We start from the raw sequence: 17,323 nt of genomic DNA on the forward strand, positions 1-17,323 counted from the left end.
CTCTTGGTAAACGACGTTTTATTATCAATGATGTCATGGTCGAAAAGCTTAGGGAACTCTTAAAAGAAACCCCCGTGATCTCTTAATGGTGCGTGATGAATTGTCTGGTTTTTTAGCCAATCTGGAACGAAGAGAATATCAAACAGACCGTGCTTTTTATCTAACGGCTTTTAATGAAGATGATCAATTTACCTATGACCGTACCGAGCGTGGAACCATTTTTATCCCTCATGTCACTTTATCTATGATTGGAAACATTCAACCCTCACGAATTATTCCCATCATTCAAGCAATACAGCGTGGAATAAACGATGACGGTTTTTCGTGAAATCTCTGGAGACAATAGCTCCCAAGGCGTTCGACCTATCATACGTTATGAATCATCCCTTAGTGAAAAATCATAAGACATCATACTGAGGCAATTTGGAAATCTTATAAAATATTAAACAATATAACAGTGAACCTTCAAAGCACTCCCCATCATTAGTTTTGGGGGGCTTTGGGGGTGCTTCTTATATGTATTATTTTATTTTTGATTGAAAAAATATATAAGGGGGGGAAAAGGAACCCTCAAAACCTTCAAAACTAAGTACCATAATAGTTTTGATAGCATTTCTTATGATTATAATCCCTTTCTTTTGAAAGGCTTTAAAGGATTATATGCTTTTCATAAAGCACATTTTAATCATTTACTAAAATCATAAGATTCGTCTGTTAAATAAACTGACATAACCGATAAAATAGACAATAATCCATTAAAAGGGATTTTGATCATCTATGGAATAATTTTATAGATCTTTTTTATAGGCTGTTTCATTAAAATCTTGCACCAAAACCATGATCAGAGCCACACTACTGTTGAGTTTCTCAACTAGTGATCAAGGCTTTGGAGCGCGTCTTATTTTCTAAATTTCTGAAATCTTTTCGATATTTTTTAGGTGCTATTTCTTGTCTTTTTTTCCGATAAAATTGACTATTTTCTCTTTCCACGAGCGGGGTTGCTCCTTGCTGGTAACCTCTTGTGGATCATCAAGCTTTTCTGCCACCTGTTTAATCAAAGCGTAACTCACTTGCTTCACCTTTGCTACTTCTTTGGCTAAAGCTAATGCACGTTCAAGGTGGGTTTTGTTGATGCTCTCGTCAAAACCTAGGTGATCACCTGCCGTAAAGCTTTGCTGATAAGATTGTAAGGTTTCAGCATCACCCAACAAAGCAAGAGCGCCAAGATGAAGTAAAGCATAATGTGCATCGTTTGCTTCAGACGTGGTGCTTTTTTCCCAAGGAGCAGCGCCATAATCAGAGCGAAGTCTTTCAGAAAGGTCAATGTCTGTTACCGCCCATTTTAGCGCGTCATCAAGTGCTTGCTTTAAGCGATCCGCAGTAACTTCTGGTTCAAAGATTTCTAACCCCTTTGCTTCAAAATTAAGCTGTATATCTGGAATATCTTCCGTGTGGGTAGGATCAATGAATTTACAAGCGGTGGAAAGAATGCCCGTGCTAATCAAAAAGGCGCTATCAAATTGTGGGTAGTCTTTGGCAATTTCGTCGTTATAAAGAATATCTACTTCACGATCAGCCAATTGATAGCTTGCCATATGGTCATTCTCATTGATTTTCTCGGTTGACCAGCCTAGGCTTTTTAAAATTGCATGAGCACTTTCCATGGTGAGACGATCATCAGTGTCATCCACTTCATCCAATTCCTCTGCCACTTCAACAGAAGTTGTTTTAGAAGCAACAGATGCTGTTTGCGCATCCAAGCTTAAAATCGGAGCATTTTTAGGAAAACCAGTCCGATAACGGCGTGCAAGAGTAAGAGCGTTGTCAATCGTATATTTCGTGATACCTTCCACGAAGCCTAGATGGTTCTTTGCCCTGAAACTTTCCTTATAAAATTTGAGCTTTTCAATATCACCAATCAGAATGAGTGCTATAAAGTGACGTGCCACAAGGTGAGCTTCACTGTTTGTTGGCAAAGCGGCATAATCATAGATGATTTGATTGACATTTTGCCGATCTGCCCATTCAAGTATATCTGTACAAATCTCCTTTAGCTTGCCTTCATCCAATTCAGTACTAGAAACTGTATAAAATTCTTCTGCCTCTTTGAGAGCTATATATTGGGGCAATCTAGGAAACATCTCTCTATGAGCAGTAGAAAAGCCAAGTGTTGAAAGCGAAGCCTTAAATACAACAATCGGCTCTTCTTCATCACTTTGAAGGTTATACATTATATTGATGATACGGTCTTTACTTACAAAATAAGCATTGCGATCATAGTTCTTATCACGATAAACTGTCCAGTCTATCCTTTTTAAGTCTTCAGAAACTGTATTAAGAAAAGACAAATCTTGCAAACTAAGACGATCATCTATGGCTTTTCGCTCATTAAAGATTTTCAGATGCTCTTCAGCAAATTGAACGGCGTGATTAACATACCCCTCCAGTTCTTCATCAAGATTTTGCAAATGCTCAGGAATCTTATCCTCTGCAATAAAATCTTGATAGGATTTTAGGACATCAATTTGACCTGTCAATGCTAAACAAGCCAAATGCCAAATCACAGCTGGATAATAGCTATATTTTTGGATAAGCGTTTTGCTTTCTATTGACGCTTGTAAATCTTGGGCACGTGCCCACTGTATCACCCGCTCAGAGATTTTTGTCAACTCTTGCTCATTCAATATCTCTACACAAATATCAATTCCTTTATCAACCCCACGAAAATTCTCTCCTCCAATCGTATTAAAAGATCGATAAATATCCGTAGGTCGTACAAGATTACGTTGTCCACAAAAATGAATATACAAGCAAGCCAAAGAAATCTCTTCATTAGATATTTCAGCTTCGAGATGAATATTGTACTGATCATAGAGATGTACAAAGCCAAAATCTAACTTAATAAAACGATCCGGCAAAACCAACCACATTTTCCCAAGCTCTGTGGCAAACCACCCTTGAATTTTAAAAATGCGAGTTGCTGCTGTAAGACTCATCGAACACTGTTTAGGTTTTTTACGCGCTAAAATGTCATCTAACTCCCCGTTTTTATAAGCTTGCGCAAAAAGAATGAGGCGCTCAATCCACCCTATTGTTTTGTAATCTGAAAATTCTGGTACATGTAATTGGGGTGTAAACTTAGAACTTTTTAAAGCCTCAATATCACCAAGTAATGCTTCTGCAACAGCAGAATGATTGGCTGCTTTTTCACGTAATTTTTGTTCAATATCTTGTGCTTTCGCCCAAGCGATAACCCTATTTAAAGATTCCTTAACATGGCTTTCTGAGAGATCTGAAGCTGTAACATCGAAATCCTCTTTCGCAGAAAACAGCGTATCTTCATACTTATCCTGTGATACTTCACCACTAGCATATTCCCAAGCAAGGCAATAAGCAGCAGTGGTAAGATCAGCCGATAGCCGAAACTTTCCCCCATCCTCTCCATAATCTACAACATCATAACTAATGCCTACAATGCGATCGGGAAGATGATAATGCGCAAACATACTACCATCTTCAGCACGATAAAGTTCCCAGCCAAGCGTTTTTAAAATCTCTGTCACGTCTTTAGTTCGCATCGCTATTCACTTTCATTCAAAAAGTCCTGGATAATGAAAAACGTTAACGTCAGTTTTGTCTAACTTATTATTCAATTGTTCTTTAATCCATTTTCTATTCTCATTTTCCAATTCTTTCTTACTTCCTTTAAAATCTTTGAAATCTTTTTGATATTTTTCTAAGAACTCTTTGTTATCTTTAAGAAATTCCGTAAATTTGCCTTTTGTGGGCTCTGCATTTCCTTCTTTATATGCCTCTTTTAAAATCTTTTGTTGTTCACTTAATTTAGAATTCTTCCCCGTTTTTACCTCGCCAATTTTTATTTTACCATTCTCTATATAAACAATATCCGCACGAGATCTTACTACCCCCTTATCCGTCTTAGTTTTGAATACTATTTCTGTTTTGCATGTTCTACATCCTTCATCATTTAATTCTTGTTTTTTCTCATCGCGTTTTTTGTCATGATGTTCCCTAGCTTTATTAAGCTTTTTACCTTTTCCATCATTGTCATCGTCATTATTGTTTTGTGGGTCTTTAGCATTCGCCTGAGAAGCTTTGTTTTTTTCTTCTTTTGAGTTTTGATTTGTTTTTTCGCTATCTTCTGCAGAATTTTTCGATGCAAACCAATAGGTAAGGAAATCAGCTATAGCGGTTCTATTGTTAGGAGATTGAACAATAGTTGCTCCACCAGCCATAAAAAGAGACAGAGCTGCCAACTCTTCTGGTGTAAGCGACACAATGAATGCTGCTAATGCTGCTACCGCAGGAAGAAAATTATTCTCCGCAGCATTTCCAGCGGCATCCGCGCCAGTATTGACATCACCACCAGCAAGGGCAGCAGCAAAGCCCCCTGTAATCCGTGCGACATCAATGGCACGATCGCTAAAGTCAGCAAACTGTGCTTCAATCTTTGCATTTATACGCGCTTGTTCTTCCGCAGTAGGAATACGACCATCCAATGCTGCTATTTCTTTTTGTATTAAATTTTTAGACCACAGTTTAAACTGGAGCATAGCTGTGGCTTCACCCACAGCCCCGCCGATAGCACCGGCAGAGCAAGCACCGCTCGCAACAGCGCCTTTTAAGCAGCCAAGACCGGCGTGGGCGACGATCTGTGTGACTGTATCTATTTTGCCTTCTGCCTTGGCAGTACCAATTTCTTCTGCCAACGATTTGCCAACCGTATCAGACAGAGCGATGCGCAGATTGTTAAAAAAGTTCTTGTCAAGAGAGCCACCCTCAAGAGCTGTTTGCACGCCTGTGCCAATGGCGGCTTTGATCAGGTTCTTTTCCGCTTCAAGGGCAATGCGATCGACAAAAGGAGCGGTTTTTGGCAAAGATTGTCCAACACCTGCCATTTCCGTTATTTGGCTGGTTAAGCCTGCTGTCAACATCGACGAGACAATGCTGAGAATATTCTTGGAAGAACCAAGCTCATGCAAGGCGCCGGCAATATTGCCGCGATTGTTAACAAGAGCCACAGCGCTTTTGTTAATCAGCGCTTGGACACCAGCCTGTATCGCCGCATTCATGGCGGTGCTCGAGCCAAGCCCCAAAGCACCGGTAATGGCACTAGCAGCGCCCGAGGCTGCTCCACCCGTAACCGCCGTGACAGCCAATGCCACGAGAGCCGCACCGGCTTCTGTCAGCCCTTGGGCTTTATAATCCCAGTCTTTAAACTCAGCCTTAACTGCTTGCCAATCAACTTGCTTGGATAACACGGGATCATCACGCAGTTGCTTGATCCATGCCAAGCCTGGAGAGCGAGACAATTGCTCAAGAGATTTGTCTAAATCACCAGTTGCCTCATATTCAACAACAATGCCATCACCCGCATCAATCTTCATGCCACCTTTAGCATCTATGGTGACATACTCAATGGTCTCCTTAAGGTAACCTTCGTCACCCTCACTCCACCACACAAGGTTTTCATTACGCTGATAAACATCCTTAAAATCTTGATCCTTTTTGGTCAGAAGCTTGACCTTCCCCCTATCTGATGCCAAATGCGTCTCGCCACCACTTTTTGCCCCAATGGCATCAAGTGTGAGATGCCCATCTTTGGCATGCATGGAGAGTTCGCCCTCTGCTTCTATCGTGGTTTTGTTTGTAGTAACTTCTGTTGATTGTTGACGAAACTTATTCTTTTGCTTCGATTCGTCGCCTTCTTTGCCCCTATAATCCCAATCAGAACTGTTAAAATCTTGCACCGAAGTCGCGGTGAGAGCGCCACCACTGGTGAAATCACCATTGCCCTTGGCTTTAAACTTTCCCTCAAGGTTAAGTGCACCACCTGTGACAATGGTCAAATCTCCATCACTTTTGACTTCTGTCAAACGGTGCTCACTGCTTTGGGCGTTATAATGCCCTTTTTCCAATGTTTCCTTATGGTCACTCTCTAGCGCCAATGCACTAAACGTGGCAGAACCACCGATAATCATCGTCATCGGACCGCCGCTGGTGAATTCCCCACCCTCTGCGCCAAGATCACCAAGGGATTGGATGTTTAATTCATGATCAGAGAGAATTTGTCCCTTCTGCCCAGCTCGATCAACAAAACCATATGCATTCGTGTCACGGATTTTAGCGGTGCTATTGACAATCGTATCACCCGTCATGGTAACCGTATCACCATGAATAACACCGGAAGAATTCGCTAAAAGACCGTTACTGGTGAGCTCTACAGCTCCGGTACCAAGCAAAAACCCACCATTATTGAACAAAGTTTGCGTGGTCGAAACGTGCAGTGCATCATCACTTACCACAGCACCGCTATTGGTAAGACGGTCCGCATTCAAGGTGACCCCATTGCCTTTCAAACGTGCACTGGCAAGATTTTCTTGCTGCGTTTTTGCCCCATAAACATCTTGTGCTAAAGAAGAATTGGGTACCAAATAAACGTGGGGCACTAAGACCTCTTGTCCGTCGACAAGGTGGGTCTCAAGCCAGATCATATCCTTTTTGATCCCAGCAATCTGCTGAGGCGTTAAGGGCTTGCCTAGCACTAACCCCAAAGGACCTTGCTGCTCCACAGCATTGTCATAGAGCCTTTGCATTTGAGCATTGGGATCTTCAATATCAAGAAGAGTGCGATTGCCTGTCAGCTCAAAGATTTGCTCACCCACCAGACGATATTCAAAATAAGCATCCCCCAATCTTTTAAACACGTGCTCAGGCTTATAATTGCCAATCTTTTTTAAGTAATAGTCCGATCCTAAAAATTTACTTGGATTGATAAAGTCCTGTCGCGTCTCGATTAAAAATGGCACATCCGGTGATTGGCTGCCAGCCAACTCTGTCTTGACAGAGCTAAGCCCGTCTTGCGTTGGCACCTGTATGGATTCTGGTGCGGGTGTTTTTGTGCTTGGTGCAAAAAGCCCTTTGTGCCCTTTCAAACCATTGATAATACCGTCCAATCGATCATCACTAATCAGTGGTTTGGAACCGTCAAAATCGGGTGTTTGTCCCCCAGCCAAACCTTGATCGCCAGAGCTATAGCTGATCGACGGTTTGAAGCCATCAACGTCAGTATTTTTAACGCCAGTCAAGCCTTTATTGCCAGAGCTTAAGCCAATTTGACCGGCTCCCTCGCGCACTGCATGATTGTCAAGAGTGTCTGTAACCTTGACATCAAGAGTGCCACCCGCTTCAATCGTGCCGTAAACAGCATCATAAGTGCGCGTGGTTGTTTTGGTATCGGTAGTGCTCCCACGATCTTTAATGCCTGTAAAAGTACACCCTCCTAATAATGTGTGGCAATGTTTACGCCTGCGATGCGCTTCAGTCACAATCTTGGTTGTTTCGATTAAATCACGCCCCTCATTGAGCAAGGTATCGCCCTGCATCTCAATGTTGCCATTGGCAGCAATTAAGCTATAGCTATTACGGATATCCCCAGCATGAACCGTGAGATGACGCCCTGCTAAAATCTGTGCAGCTCCATTGGTAAAATGAGGCTGCTGACGAATGATCGTAGTGTCGATATTTTCTTTGATCTGCTCGTGCCTAACTTCGGTTTTTTTCCATTCTCCTCGCACGTAACTGTGACCAACCACTTTATCGGTAACTTCAACCCCACCTTCACGCATGTTGGTAAGCGCTGAGACATCGAATGTCATATCGCCGGACACGGCTTCTAAAAGCCCCGAACTATTGATGACATGACCAGCCCGTTCTCCACTTAAACCACGGATGATGAGATTGTCTTCAGCAATAACATCGGCAAACTTATTAATAAAATCCCCATCTAAGGAGAAAATGGCGGATTTCTTAGCGTAAATCAGCCCGCTATTGCTCATATCAGCGCTCACATTGAGCGCAACCCCATCACCACTTGAACCAATACTGCCGGCATTGTCCAAAACATCTGCGGTTAAGACAAAAGCACCACCACTTTTGAGTACACCGTCTTCACCATTTAAAACCAGAGCAACTTGCCCCAATGACGGATCATGGCTTTCTGCTATAAGCGTAAAACTGTCACTGGCTAAAAGCTGACCTGAATTGGCTAAAGACCCAAGCTTCGCATCAACAACACCGCCCACCATGATACCGGAATTGCTTAAAACACCATGGCTGTTGAGAGTAAGTACTCCGCCTTGCGCTTCCACAAGCCCAGCTTGGGTGAGTGTGCCTGCCTTCAGCATTACATCATAGGCGGCAACCTTGCTTGGTTCGCCCAGCGTCAAGGTGCCATCGGTTGAGAGCTCTATCCGCTCTTGCGCAACAATGCGCCCCGTTTGGTTTAGAGTGTTTTGCGCACGCAAAGCAATAACGCCATTGCTTGCAAGCATACCGCTATTGGTTAAATCACCGTAACTTTCGAGAGTAAGTTCCTCACCTTGCGCTTCTATAAGCCCAGCTTGATTAAGGGTGCCTGCCTTCAGCGCCACATCATAGCCGCCAATTTGGCTTGTCTCACCCAGTGTCAAGGTGCCATCAGTTGAGAGCTCTATCCGCTTTTGCGAAACAATGCGCCCCGTTTGGTTCAGAGTGTTTTGCGCATTCACAGTGATTGCGCCATTGCTTGCTATCGTACCACTATTGGTTAAATCACCGTGGCTTTCGAGAGTAAGTACTCCGCCTTGCGCTTCCACAAGCCCAGCTTGGGCGAGAGTGCCTGCCTTCAGCGTTACATCATAGGCGCCAACCTCACTTGTCTCACCCATTGTCAATATGCCATCACTGGAAAGCTCAACCCGCTTTTTAGAAACAATGCGCCCCGTTTGGCTGAGATTTGTTTGCGCATGCAAAGCAATGGTATCATTGCTTTCTATCGTGCCACTATTGCTTAAATCACCATGGCTGGTCAGTTGAAGGTCACCACGCTCAATCTCTATGTGCCCTGCTTGGATCACACTATCAGCAACAATATTAACTGCCCCTTGCGTAGAAATGAGACCATCAACATTCTCAAAACTGCCCACATCAATGCGCAAACCATCCCGCGCTAAAACATGCGCACCTTCATCATGTGTAGCGTTTTGTTGGTCTGAATTTGTCGTTTCAGCGCTTTTATTGACAAAAGACGTTGCAACAATCTTCATCTCACCGGCTAAAGCACTGAGAAGACCAGCCTCATTATTTATATGACCAGCACGTATCTCTTTCAGCCCACCAATGGTGAGAGCCTCTTCAGCAATAATTCTGCCCTGTGTATTGCTCAGATTACCATCACTGAATAGATCCATAGATTTTTTGGCGTAAATCAGCCCACTATTGCTGACATTCCCTGCCACATTAAGGGCAACATTCTCACCACTGGAGCCAAGCACACCGGCATTGTCTAATTGCCCTGCGATCACAACAAAAACACCACCACTTTGAAGGACACCTTCGGATGTATTTTCAAGAAAGGCTTGTTGCGGATCGGCGCCTTCTTGTGCGCTTACCATCAAATGCAAATCATCGGTTGCAATAAACGTCCCTTGATTGGTAAATGCACCAATATGAGCATCGACACTCTCACCGCGCATTGTGCCGTTATTTGCAACCCCATCACGCACTTGAAGGGTTAATGCTCCTTCTTGAGCTTCCACAGTCCCTGCTTGGGTTAAAGCATCAGCACTTAAAACCACATCATAACTTAAAATCGTGCTCTCTTGAGAGGTTGTGAGCATGCCCCCCGCTGTCAAGGCAACCTGCTGCATACTGACAATATCACCCGTGTGATTGAGGGCACCATAGGCATCCAGCGTTATCTTCCCATTAGACCAGACAGTGCCTTCTTGGATCAGGGCACCGTGATGCGCATAAAGGTCAATTTTTTGCTCTGCCACTAAGCGCGCACGTGATGTAAGCTCTGCTGCTTCCACCAAAAGAGAGCCGCCGGCGCTATAATGTCCAGCGCCTACAGTGAGCGCATCATCGGCGCTCAAGACAATATTCCCCTTGGCACCAATATGGTTGTTTAAAGCAGTGATTTGATTGGTTTTAATGGTCAGATCGCCAAGGGAAGAAACCCCTGTTTGATCATTGTCTTGCATGCGGCTTAGATCAATTGTTGCTGCTTGGATCTCTAAAAGATCACCGGCGGCTATCCGCCCATTTCCCGCCTCAAGCTTTGCTGCCTGTAAGTGCAAAGAACCCGTCGCTGACTGTTGACCATCACTTCCAATACCGCTTGCTAGAAGAGCATGAGACTGGAGTTTGATCAGATCGGCATGCACATCAACAGCACCGCTTGCCGCAACGCGAGCTTGCTCAGCCAGTTCAACATGTTTCAAAGCCTTCAGTTCAACCGCTTCTTCTGAAAAAAGCAGATCTTTCACGTGCACACTATCGTGGTGCGAATGAGCCTTCACCGCACCTTTGGCACGTGCTTTGGCAATCACCAGCTTGCCATCACTTGTCAATCTCATGGCGCCTGCATTGGCAACCATATCTCCTCGCATCTTAACGCCGGCGCCTTTATCATTGGCAATCACGCGGATCTGCCCCGCGTACATTCCACCAAACTCACTGGAATCAATCGCCAATTCCGGCTCTTTGCCATCAGAGCCAAGAGAAGTTGCTTCGCGCTTGTCATAATCAAAATGATTGTGACCAGCGATAACAGCCAAATCTCCTTTGACCTGTATGGGACCTCCGATACTGATCTTGCGCGAAACAAGATCAAAAATATCTAATGCACTCCCATCAGCTCCACGAGAGCCTATGGTGATATCACCACCCTCAACACGCAACCCACTCAAAGCCCCATCGGCTCCAATAATCGGTTGTCCGGTCGATAAAGTCACCCGTGGTGTATTGATAAAGCCACAACCGTTACAGGTAATCCCATTGGGGTTGGCGATAATAACATCCGCCATATGCCCGTGGACTTCGCTCACGCCTTCAAGACGCGAGCGATTGGCACTCACCACTTCATTAAGGATAACCTTTGCTGCACCGCTATAACGCAAATTGCCGTTGCCTGGCACCAATCCCCCAAGCTGTGAACGCGAAACCTCCTCAGTCGAATTGTTCAAAATCACGCCATGGGTATCAACATTGAAACTGTCATATTTGTTATGAGAAAGACCCTGTCCATTGGGGCGCACAATATCAATCAGCGGCACATCATTGCCGGCTTTCCCCACCGTGGGGCGGAAAACAGAGCCAACCCCATCAGCTGCTTTAATCCCTTGGCTCTCTTGTGCAACAGGACTTCGCGCTCCAAGCGCTTGTGCTTGCAACAACAAAGGCTGAAAAGCTAAGCAAAAACTTAAAACAAGTGAAAGCCCCTTATGGATCCCTCGCTGCAAAACACAAAGAACGCGCTTTCCTCGCTTGTATCCATATCCCAATTTATGCTTTTGATTTTTCAATCTCCGCATCTTCAGCTCCTCATAAAATTCTTTATCTCTTAAAAAAACAACCCATATGGGTGTAAACAGCGCAGCGATATTTTTTACCGCCCCTTTGCTCTAAAATCTCAATAATGCCCGTACTTGAAATAACCCTGTCGAATTTCCCTTTTCTCGCACTGTTGATTGGGTTAAAATATTCGAATAAGACACATCAACATCCGTAATGTCTCCGGTTGCATGGAAACCAAGAGTTGCCCCAACGAGGCTCCCGCCAAAACTGTTTTTGTTTACATCATTGGCTACAGCCCCCAGATCAAGCGCCATATAAGGGGCAAATTGGCTCATAAATTTACGCCCCATGTTTGAAGAAAAACCTGGCAACAACAATGACAATTCATTGCGCCAAAACGCCCCATTATTGCCGTAATAAATCGCCTCACGCACCCCGCGCACAGAGGAACTACCACCAAGCGATATTTGCTCTGAACTAAACAACGTGTCTGGTGATAATTGTCCTGAAAACAGTGTGTTATAGCGAAAATTATACTGGTGAAGCGAAAAAGGACGCACATAGCCTAGAGAAAAAGACAATTTGGAAAATTGCCCTTTGGGTGAATTTTTTGTTGCATTCTCTTGCTCTTTATCGTCATAAGCGCCAAGAATTGCCAAACCTTTATGAAACCCTATATGCGCGCTTAATTCTCCTCCAAGCCACTTGCGCGAATGATCAAGCTCAAAGGTTGCAATAGCTAGTTTACGGCTGGAAACATCAACCCGACTGCCCATAATAAAATTATCAGAATATTTCCATGTCAACCGTCCTGTCATCCAGGTCTTGCCCTCTTGATCACGGTCGATAACCCGTGAAATCCACGGTGTAAGCGATAAAGACTTCCCCGCAGTCATAATATCGGAAAATATTCCCTTAACACTTGAATGATATTGGCTCCACGTCCCATCAAAACCTGTTGTCCAAGTGCCATAGGGAAGAGAAAAAGATCCTGTTAGAGTATCACTATTGGGACGCTTGTGAGAAAAATGATACGGACTACCATCCATGGAGCGCTGATAACTAAACGACCATTGATCATTGATCCCTAACAGATCATCAAAAGAAAGGCTCAAGCGCGTTTGATAAATTCCTGTTGCTTTAGCGCCAAGATTATCGCTGGAAAGCGTAATAAGCCAAGGTTTCTGTTTTTCAATATGAACATCGAGTATCGAACCACCCGAATTGCTCCCCGCACCAAGATTAATGGTGGCTTGACGTGAGAAAAGCCGATTGATTTGATCAAGCCCTTGCTCTATCTGGCGCAGATTGGTCGGCTTCCCAATAAGGTTTGGAAAAGCCGTGGTGATTTCTCCTTGAGATTTCCTTCCAACTTTATGCCCATCAAGGGTAATATCTTCCATCACACCTTCAACAACAACAATCTTGAGATGACCGCCGCTTAAATCCTGCTCAGGCAAATAAGCCCGCACTGCAATATAGCCGCGCTTCATATAAAGCTTGGTCACCGCTTTGAGCACTTTGTTGATTTCGGCAATCCCCAAACACCGCCCTTCCCAAAGAGAAATAGCTTCATGAAGATCGGTGTGAGAAATCAACTGAGTACCAACAAATTCAATGCTTTTGATCAGCAAACAGGTTGTACTAGGAGAAGCACCATAGGCAGATGTGGTATCATCGTCTGGCAAAAAGACCCCATGGGTTTCGTTTCTACGGTGCAATCGTTGAAAACGCTGTTCTTGCGTTTGTTGTCGTTGGATGCTCTCTGATTGATTAATCGCTTTCTCACGAATGTTTTCGGCAAAACTCGGCAAAGAAAAAAGGCACAAAAAAGCCGCAAAAACAAAAGTGAAAAAAAATCTATGCATTCATTGTGCCCTCAAAGTGAGCAACAAAATGAACCATATCGTCAGCGTCACAGAAAAAATCGCCAACCGCGTAACAATTTTTTAATTTTTTGATGAGAATAATACTTCTAAAATCTAAGAGAAAAGCATAGATTGTACTGTATACACTTGCTTTATGTGTTGTGCAAACCATATCATTTCCCCCGCTTTTGAAGATTTTACAATGACACTGTTAAATGACAATCATACACTCTATATGCTTCTTAATTTTAAGGTGTTGCATGTAATATAATTTTGAGCTTCAAGTAAAGACTGTTATTCATAGAATAGACCAAATTTATTGGAACTGTTACATATTAGAGACAACAAGAAACACTCCATTATTATCGCTTGATAAGAAAAATAGCATGCCGATAGCTTATTACTAAAATAAGCAAAAAAGAAAATGCGTAATGCCATAACTTATGAAGAATTAGCGCATTTTAAAACTGCTTATCCCAATGAAACTATCACTAAAGATGATCTGTTTTATTATGTTTACGGTCTTTTGCATTCAGAAGATTATCGCACTCGTTATGTCGATAACCTCTCTAAAGAATTGCCTCGTCTTCTTTATATAAAAACTGCTAAGGATTTTGGAAATTTGTAACAGCAGGGCATGAATTAGGTCATTTGCACGTGAATTATGAAACTGTAGAGCCTTATCCAGTGACCTTTAAAAAGGGTAATCCAAAAGTTACAGAGATCTCTAATCCCGAAAAATTCTATTACGTGACTGAAATGAAATTTTCTGGGAATAGTAAGGAAAAGGATAAATCGACTGTTTTTTATAATAGCAATATCATCATGACAGATATCCCTAAGTAAGCTTATGAGTATATCGTTAATGGCAAGCCCGCTCTTGAATGGGTTATGGGGCGTCAATGTGTAAAAACAGATAAAAAGAGTGGCATTGTGAATGATGCCAATCGTTATGCTTTTGAGACCGTTGGCAATCCTGCTTATCCTCTAGAGTTGTTTCAAAGGGTTATCACTGTAAGTTTGGAAACAATGAAAATTGTTAAGAACTTACCAAAATTAGAAATTAGAGAAACTGAATAACTTATAAAGCATGCTCACATGATAGGCATATTAACCTCACAAGGGGTATAAGGTCTTATACCTATAGGTTCTATATCACTTTTATAAATTGCTTACATACAATCTTTAAAAGGAGTGTTTATATGCGTTATTCTAAAAAGAAATCATTTGCACTTTTAAATACTCTTATTTGGATTGCTTTTAAAAAACTATATCGTAATCTAAAATGATAAATGTATACTTTTCGAAAGCTCTGTTTAAAGAGAGTTCGATAATTTCTATAATTATCAGTCTCTCTTTAGATGTTTTATAACAAATAAATCACATTATCATCTTTATCATTTCTCTTATGAAAATGAAAAATGATGCGGTAGCTATAAAGAAGATAACAGCTATAAAAGGCTATTAAATTGCAAATACGTTATAAAGGAAATTAACAGAAATCTTAAAAACCATTTAGTAAAAAAACTGATAGGTTATAAAGATAAAAATACGCATTATGAGAGCGTTTTTTAAATATTATAAATGTATAGATTCAGAAAATAACGCAGTCGTTTTATAAAGCCCATAATATAGCTTTAAAAGCACATAAATATAAAAGAAGCAATTAATAAGCATAATATATTATGAATACACAACGTATTTAAAAAACAAGAAAAATATCAAAAAAGATAAAATATTATTTGACAATAAATACGTATTTTGTTATATAAATACTCAAGTGATAGAAACACTTAGTGATTAGCGGATAGGTTACGAAACAGCCTCTCCCATGCCTTTAAAATACTGACTTTCTTTTATGCTTTTGTTAGTATATGAGAATTTTGTCGGGTGTGGTTATGCCATACAATACCCTTTCAAGGGGAAAGCATACAGCGGACTAATCACCGTGTTTCTAGCGCCCGACGCCCATTAGGTGGTCAATAGAAACCTTTTATGATTAGAAAGAATTTAAAATGACAAATTCAAAAATCCCCCCCATTATCTCTAACATTGCAAACGAAATCACATCTGTTAATCAACAACAGCCTGCAAAAAAATACGAATTTACCAATGAAAAATTCACTTTTGATGGTCTTACTTTACACCGTATACGTGCTCTAAGAGATTTTGATGATGTTAAGGCGGGGGATCTCGGCGGTTTTATTGAAAATGAAAGTAACTTATCCCATGATGGCAATTGCTGGGTCTATGATAATGCCGCGGTTCTTTTCAATGCAACTGTTTATGAAAATGCTAAAATCTATAATGATGCGAAAATCTTTAGAGGTGCCAAGGTGTATGGCAATGCTATCGTCAATGGCAAGGCATTGGTTTTTGATACAACCGCTCATATTTATGATAATGCAAAAATTCATGATAACGCTAAGGTCTGTGGGCATGTTTATGGTTATGCCGTAATTAGTGATAATGCTACTATTTCTAATGGTGCCAAGGTTTATGACAATGCCCGTGTCTATGAAAGTGCCTATGTTTGTGGCTATATTTTTGGCAATGCTCGTGTATATGGCAAGTCACGGGTTTATATCTGGGCGCGCGTTTATGATAATGCCCATGTTTTTTGTAATGCCTGGATTAAGGATTATTCAAGTATCTATGGTCATGCCAAGGTTTCTGGATCGGCTCGTGTTGGTTGCTTTGTAAGAATTTATGATCATGCCAAGGTCTATGGCAAATCAAATATTGATCATCATGTGCAAATTTATGGCAATGCTGTTGTGAATAGCCGTGCAAAAATTCGTAATGATATCTGTGATGATAATCAGTCACTAAAAGACGCTGCTTAAATAACGCGTGGGCGCGGCGGGGGCGCCCTCCTTTAAACATTCTCATTTAAAAATTTAAATCTCTTTATTAAAGGAATTGTGCTCATGCAAAAGAAGTTTGCACTCACAAATGAAACGCGTGTATTTGGTAAACATGTTCTCTACCGTATTAAAGCATTAAAAGATTTTGCTGATATCAAAGCAGGTACCTTAGGCGGCTTTATTGAAAAGGAAGATAACCTCTCTCATGAGGGAAATTGCTGGGTCTATGATGAGGCTCTTGTGTTTAAAAATGGTCACGTTTATGAAAATGCAAGGGTTTTTGGCAATGCTGTCACTTGTGGTCATATCTATGGTCATGCGCGGGTTTATGACAATGCTATCGTTGCTGGCTATATCTATAATAATGCCCATGTTTATGGCAATGCTGTTATTTCTGATAATTCCCATGTTTATGGTAATGCGCGTGTTTATGGCAAGGCTATTATTTATGATAATGCCTATGTTTATGACAATGCTAGGGTTTATGAAAACGCTCGTATAGCAAATAATGTACATGTTTATGAAAATGCCAATATTCATGGCATTGCTGTTATTCGTGAAAATGTCGGCGGGTCTACTAAAATAAAAACCTATACTGAACGTCTCTCTCCTTATGGTGAATTAGAGATTGTCTGGGTCTAATCTAAAGCAGTGTAAATGAAAGCAGGGGCACGGCGGGGGCGCCCTTCTTTAAACATCTCATTTAAAAATTTAGCAAATGTTTATCACATTAGATTGTGAGGGTCTTCTATGTGCAAAAAATATGAATTAACCAGTGAAATCAAAAAAATCAAACATGCTCTTACTCGAAATATTATAAATCTTTATCGCATTAAAGCTTTAAAAGATTTCGATGATATAAAGGCGGGGTCTTTAGGCGGCTTTATTGAAAAGGAAGTTAACCTATCCCATGATGGCAATTGCTGGGTGTATGATGAGGCTTGTGTCTACGGTCATGCAAGAGTGTATGATGATGCAAAAATACGCCATTTTTCTCAAGTCTGTGGTCAAGTTTATGGCAATGCTGAAGTCTATGGAAAGGCTTTTATCTCTCAATATGCTAAAATTTATGACCATGCTTTTGTCTATGGCAATGCTCATGTTTATGGCAATATTTATGGGTATGCTCATGTGAATGGTAGTGCCCGCGTTCTTGCTGATGCTCATATTTATGACCATGCGCATGTTTCTTATGATGCTACGGTTTTTAGTTATGCACGCGTTTAT

General features: G+C 41.7%; 5 protein-coding genes and 3 pseudogenes. 5 read left to right on the plus strand and 3 right to left on the minus strand.

All coding sequences use genetic code 11. The features are described from left to right. Positions 1 to 319: pseudogene (locus tag ACFIKE_RS05200) on the plus strand (DUF3987 domain-containing protein); the annotation flags it as partial. Positions 320 to 941: 622 nt separating this feature from the next. On the opposite strand, the gene ACFIKE_RS05205 reads toward ACFIKE_RS05200, so the two are convergent. The 3 genes from ACFIKE_RS05205 to ACFIKE_RS05215 all read right to left on the minus strand — a co-directional run bounded on the left by ACFIKE_RS05205 (position 942) and on the right by ACFIKE_RS05215 (position 13,229). Beyond that, positions 942 to 3,578 (minus strand): DUF6990 domain-containing protein, encoded by a 2,637-nt coding sequence (locus ACFIKE_RS05205; protein WP_375648572.1) that lies wholly within the window; start codon positions 3,576 to 3,578, stop codon positions 942 to 944. Positions 3,579 to 3,590: 12 nt separating this feature from the next. After that, positions 3,591 to 11,378 carry a DUF637 domain-containing protein gene (locus ACFIKE_RS05210; RefSeq protein WP_375648573.1) on the minus strand — a complete coding sequence of 2,596 codons (7,788 nt, stop codon included), beginning with the start codon at positions 11,376 to 11,378 and terminating at the stop codon, positions 3,591 to 3,593. A 90-nt stretch (positions 11,379 to 11,468) separates the two neighbouring features. Then, complete coding sequence (locus ACFIKE_RS05215) at positions 11,469 to 13,229, minus strand: ShlB/FhaC/HecB family hemolysin secretion/activation protein (RefSeq protein ID WP_375648574.1); 1,761 nt, start codon at positions 13,227 to 13,229, stop codon at positions 11,469 to 11,471. A gap of 427 nt (positions 13,230 to 13,656) precedes the next feature. Here ACFIKE_RS05215 and ACFIKE_RS05220 point away from each other — a divergent pair. The 4 genes and pseudogenes from ACFIKE_RS05220 to ACFIKE_RS05235 form a co-directional block, all read left to right on the plus strand. Beyond that, a pseudogene (locus ACFIKE_RS05220) lies at positions 13,657 to 14,309 on the plus strand (type ISP restriction/modification enzyme); the annotation flags it as partial. 935 nt (positions 14,310 to 15,244) lie between these two features. Beyond that, complete coding sequence (locus ACFIKE_RS05225) at positions 15,245 to 16,075, plus strand: hypothetical protein (protein WP_375648575.1); 831 nt, start codon at positions 15,245 to 15,247, stop codon at positions 16,073 to 16,075. Positions 16,076 to 16,159: 84 nt separating this feature from the next. After that, positions 16,160 to 16,738 (plus strand): hypothetical protein, encoded by a 579-nt coding sequence (locus ACFIKE_RS05230; protein ID WP_375648576.1) that lies wholly within the window; start codon positions 16,160 to 16,162, stop codon positions 16,736 to 16,738. A 108-nt stretch (positions 16,739 to 16,846) separates the two neighbouring features. After that, positions 16,847 to 17,323, plus strand: a pseudogene (locus tag ACFIKE_RS05235) (hypothetical protein); the annotation flags it as partial.

It is taken from the genome of Bartonella sp. MU70NMGDW, assembly GCF_042194085.1.
GTDB lineage: Bacteria > Pseudomonadota > Alphaproteobacteria > Rhizobiales > Rhizobiaceae > Bartonella > Bartonella grahamii.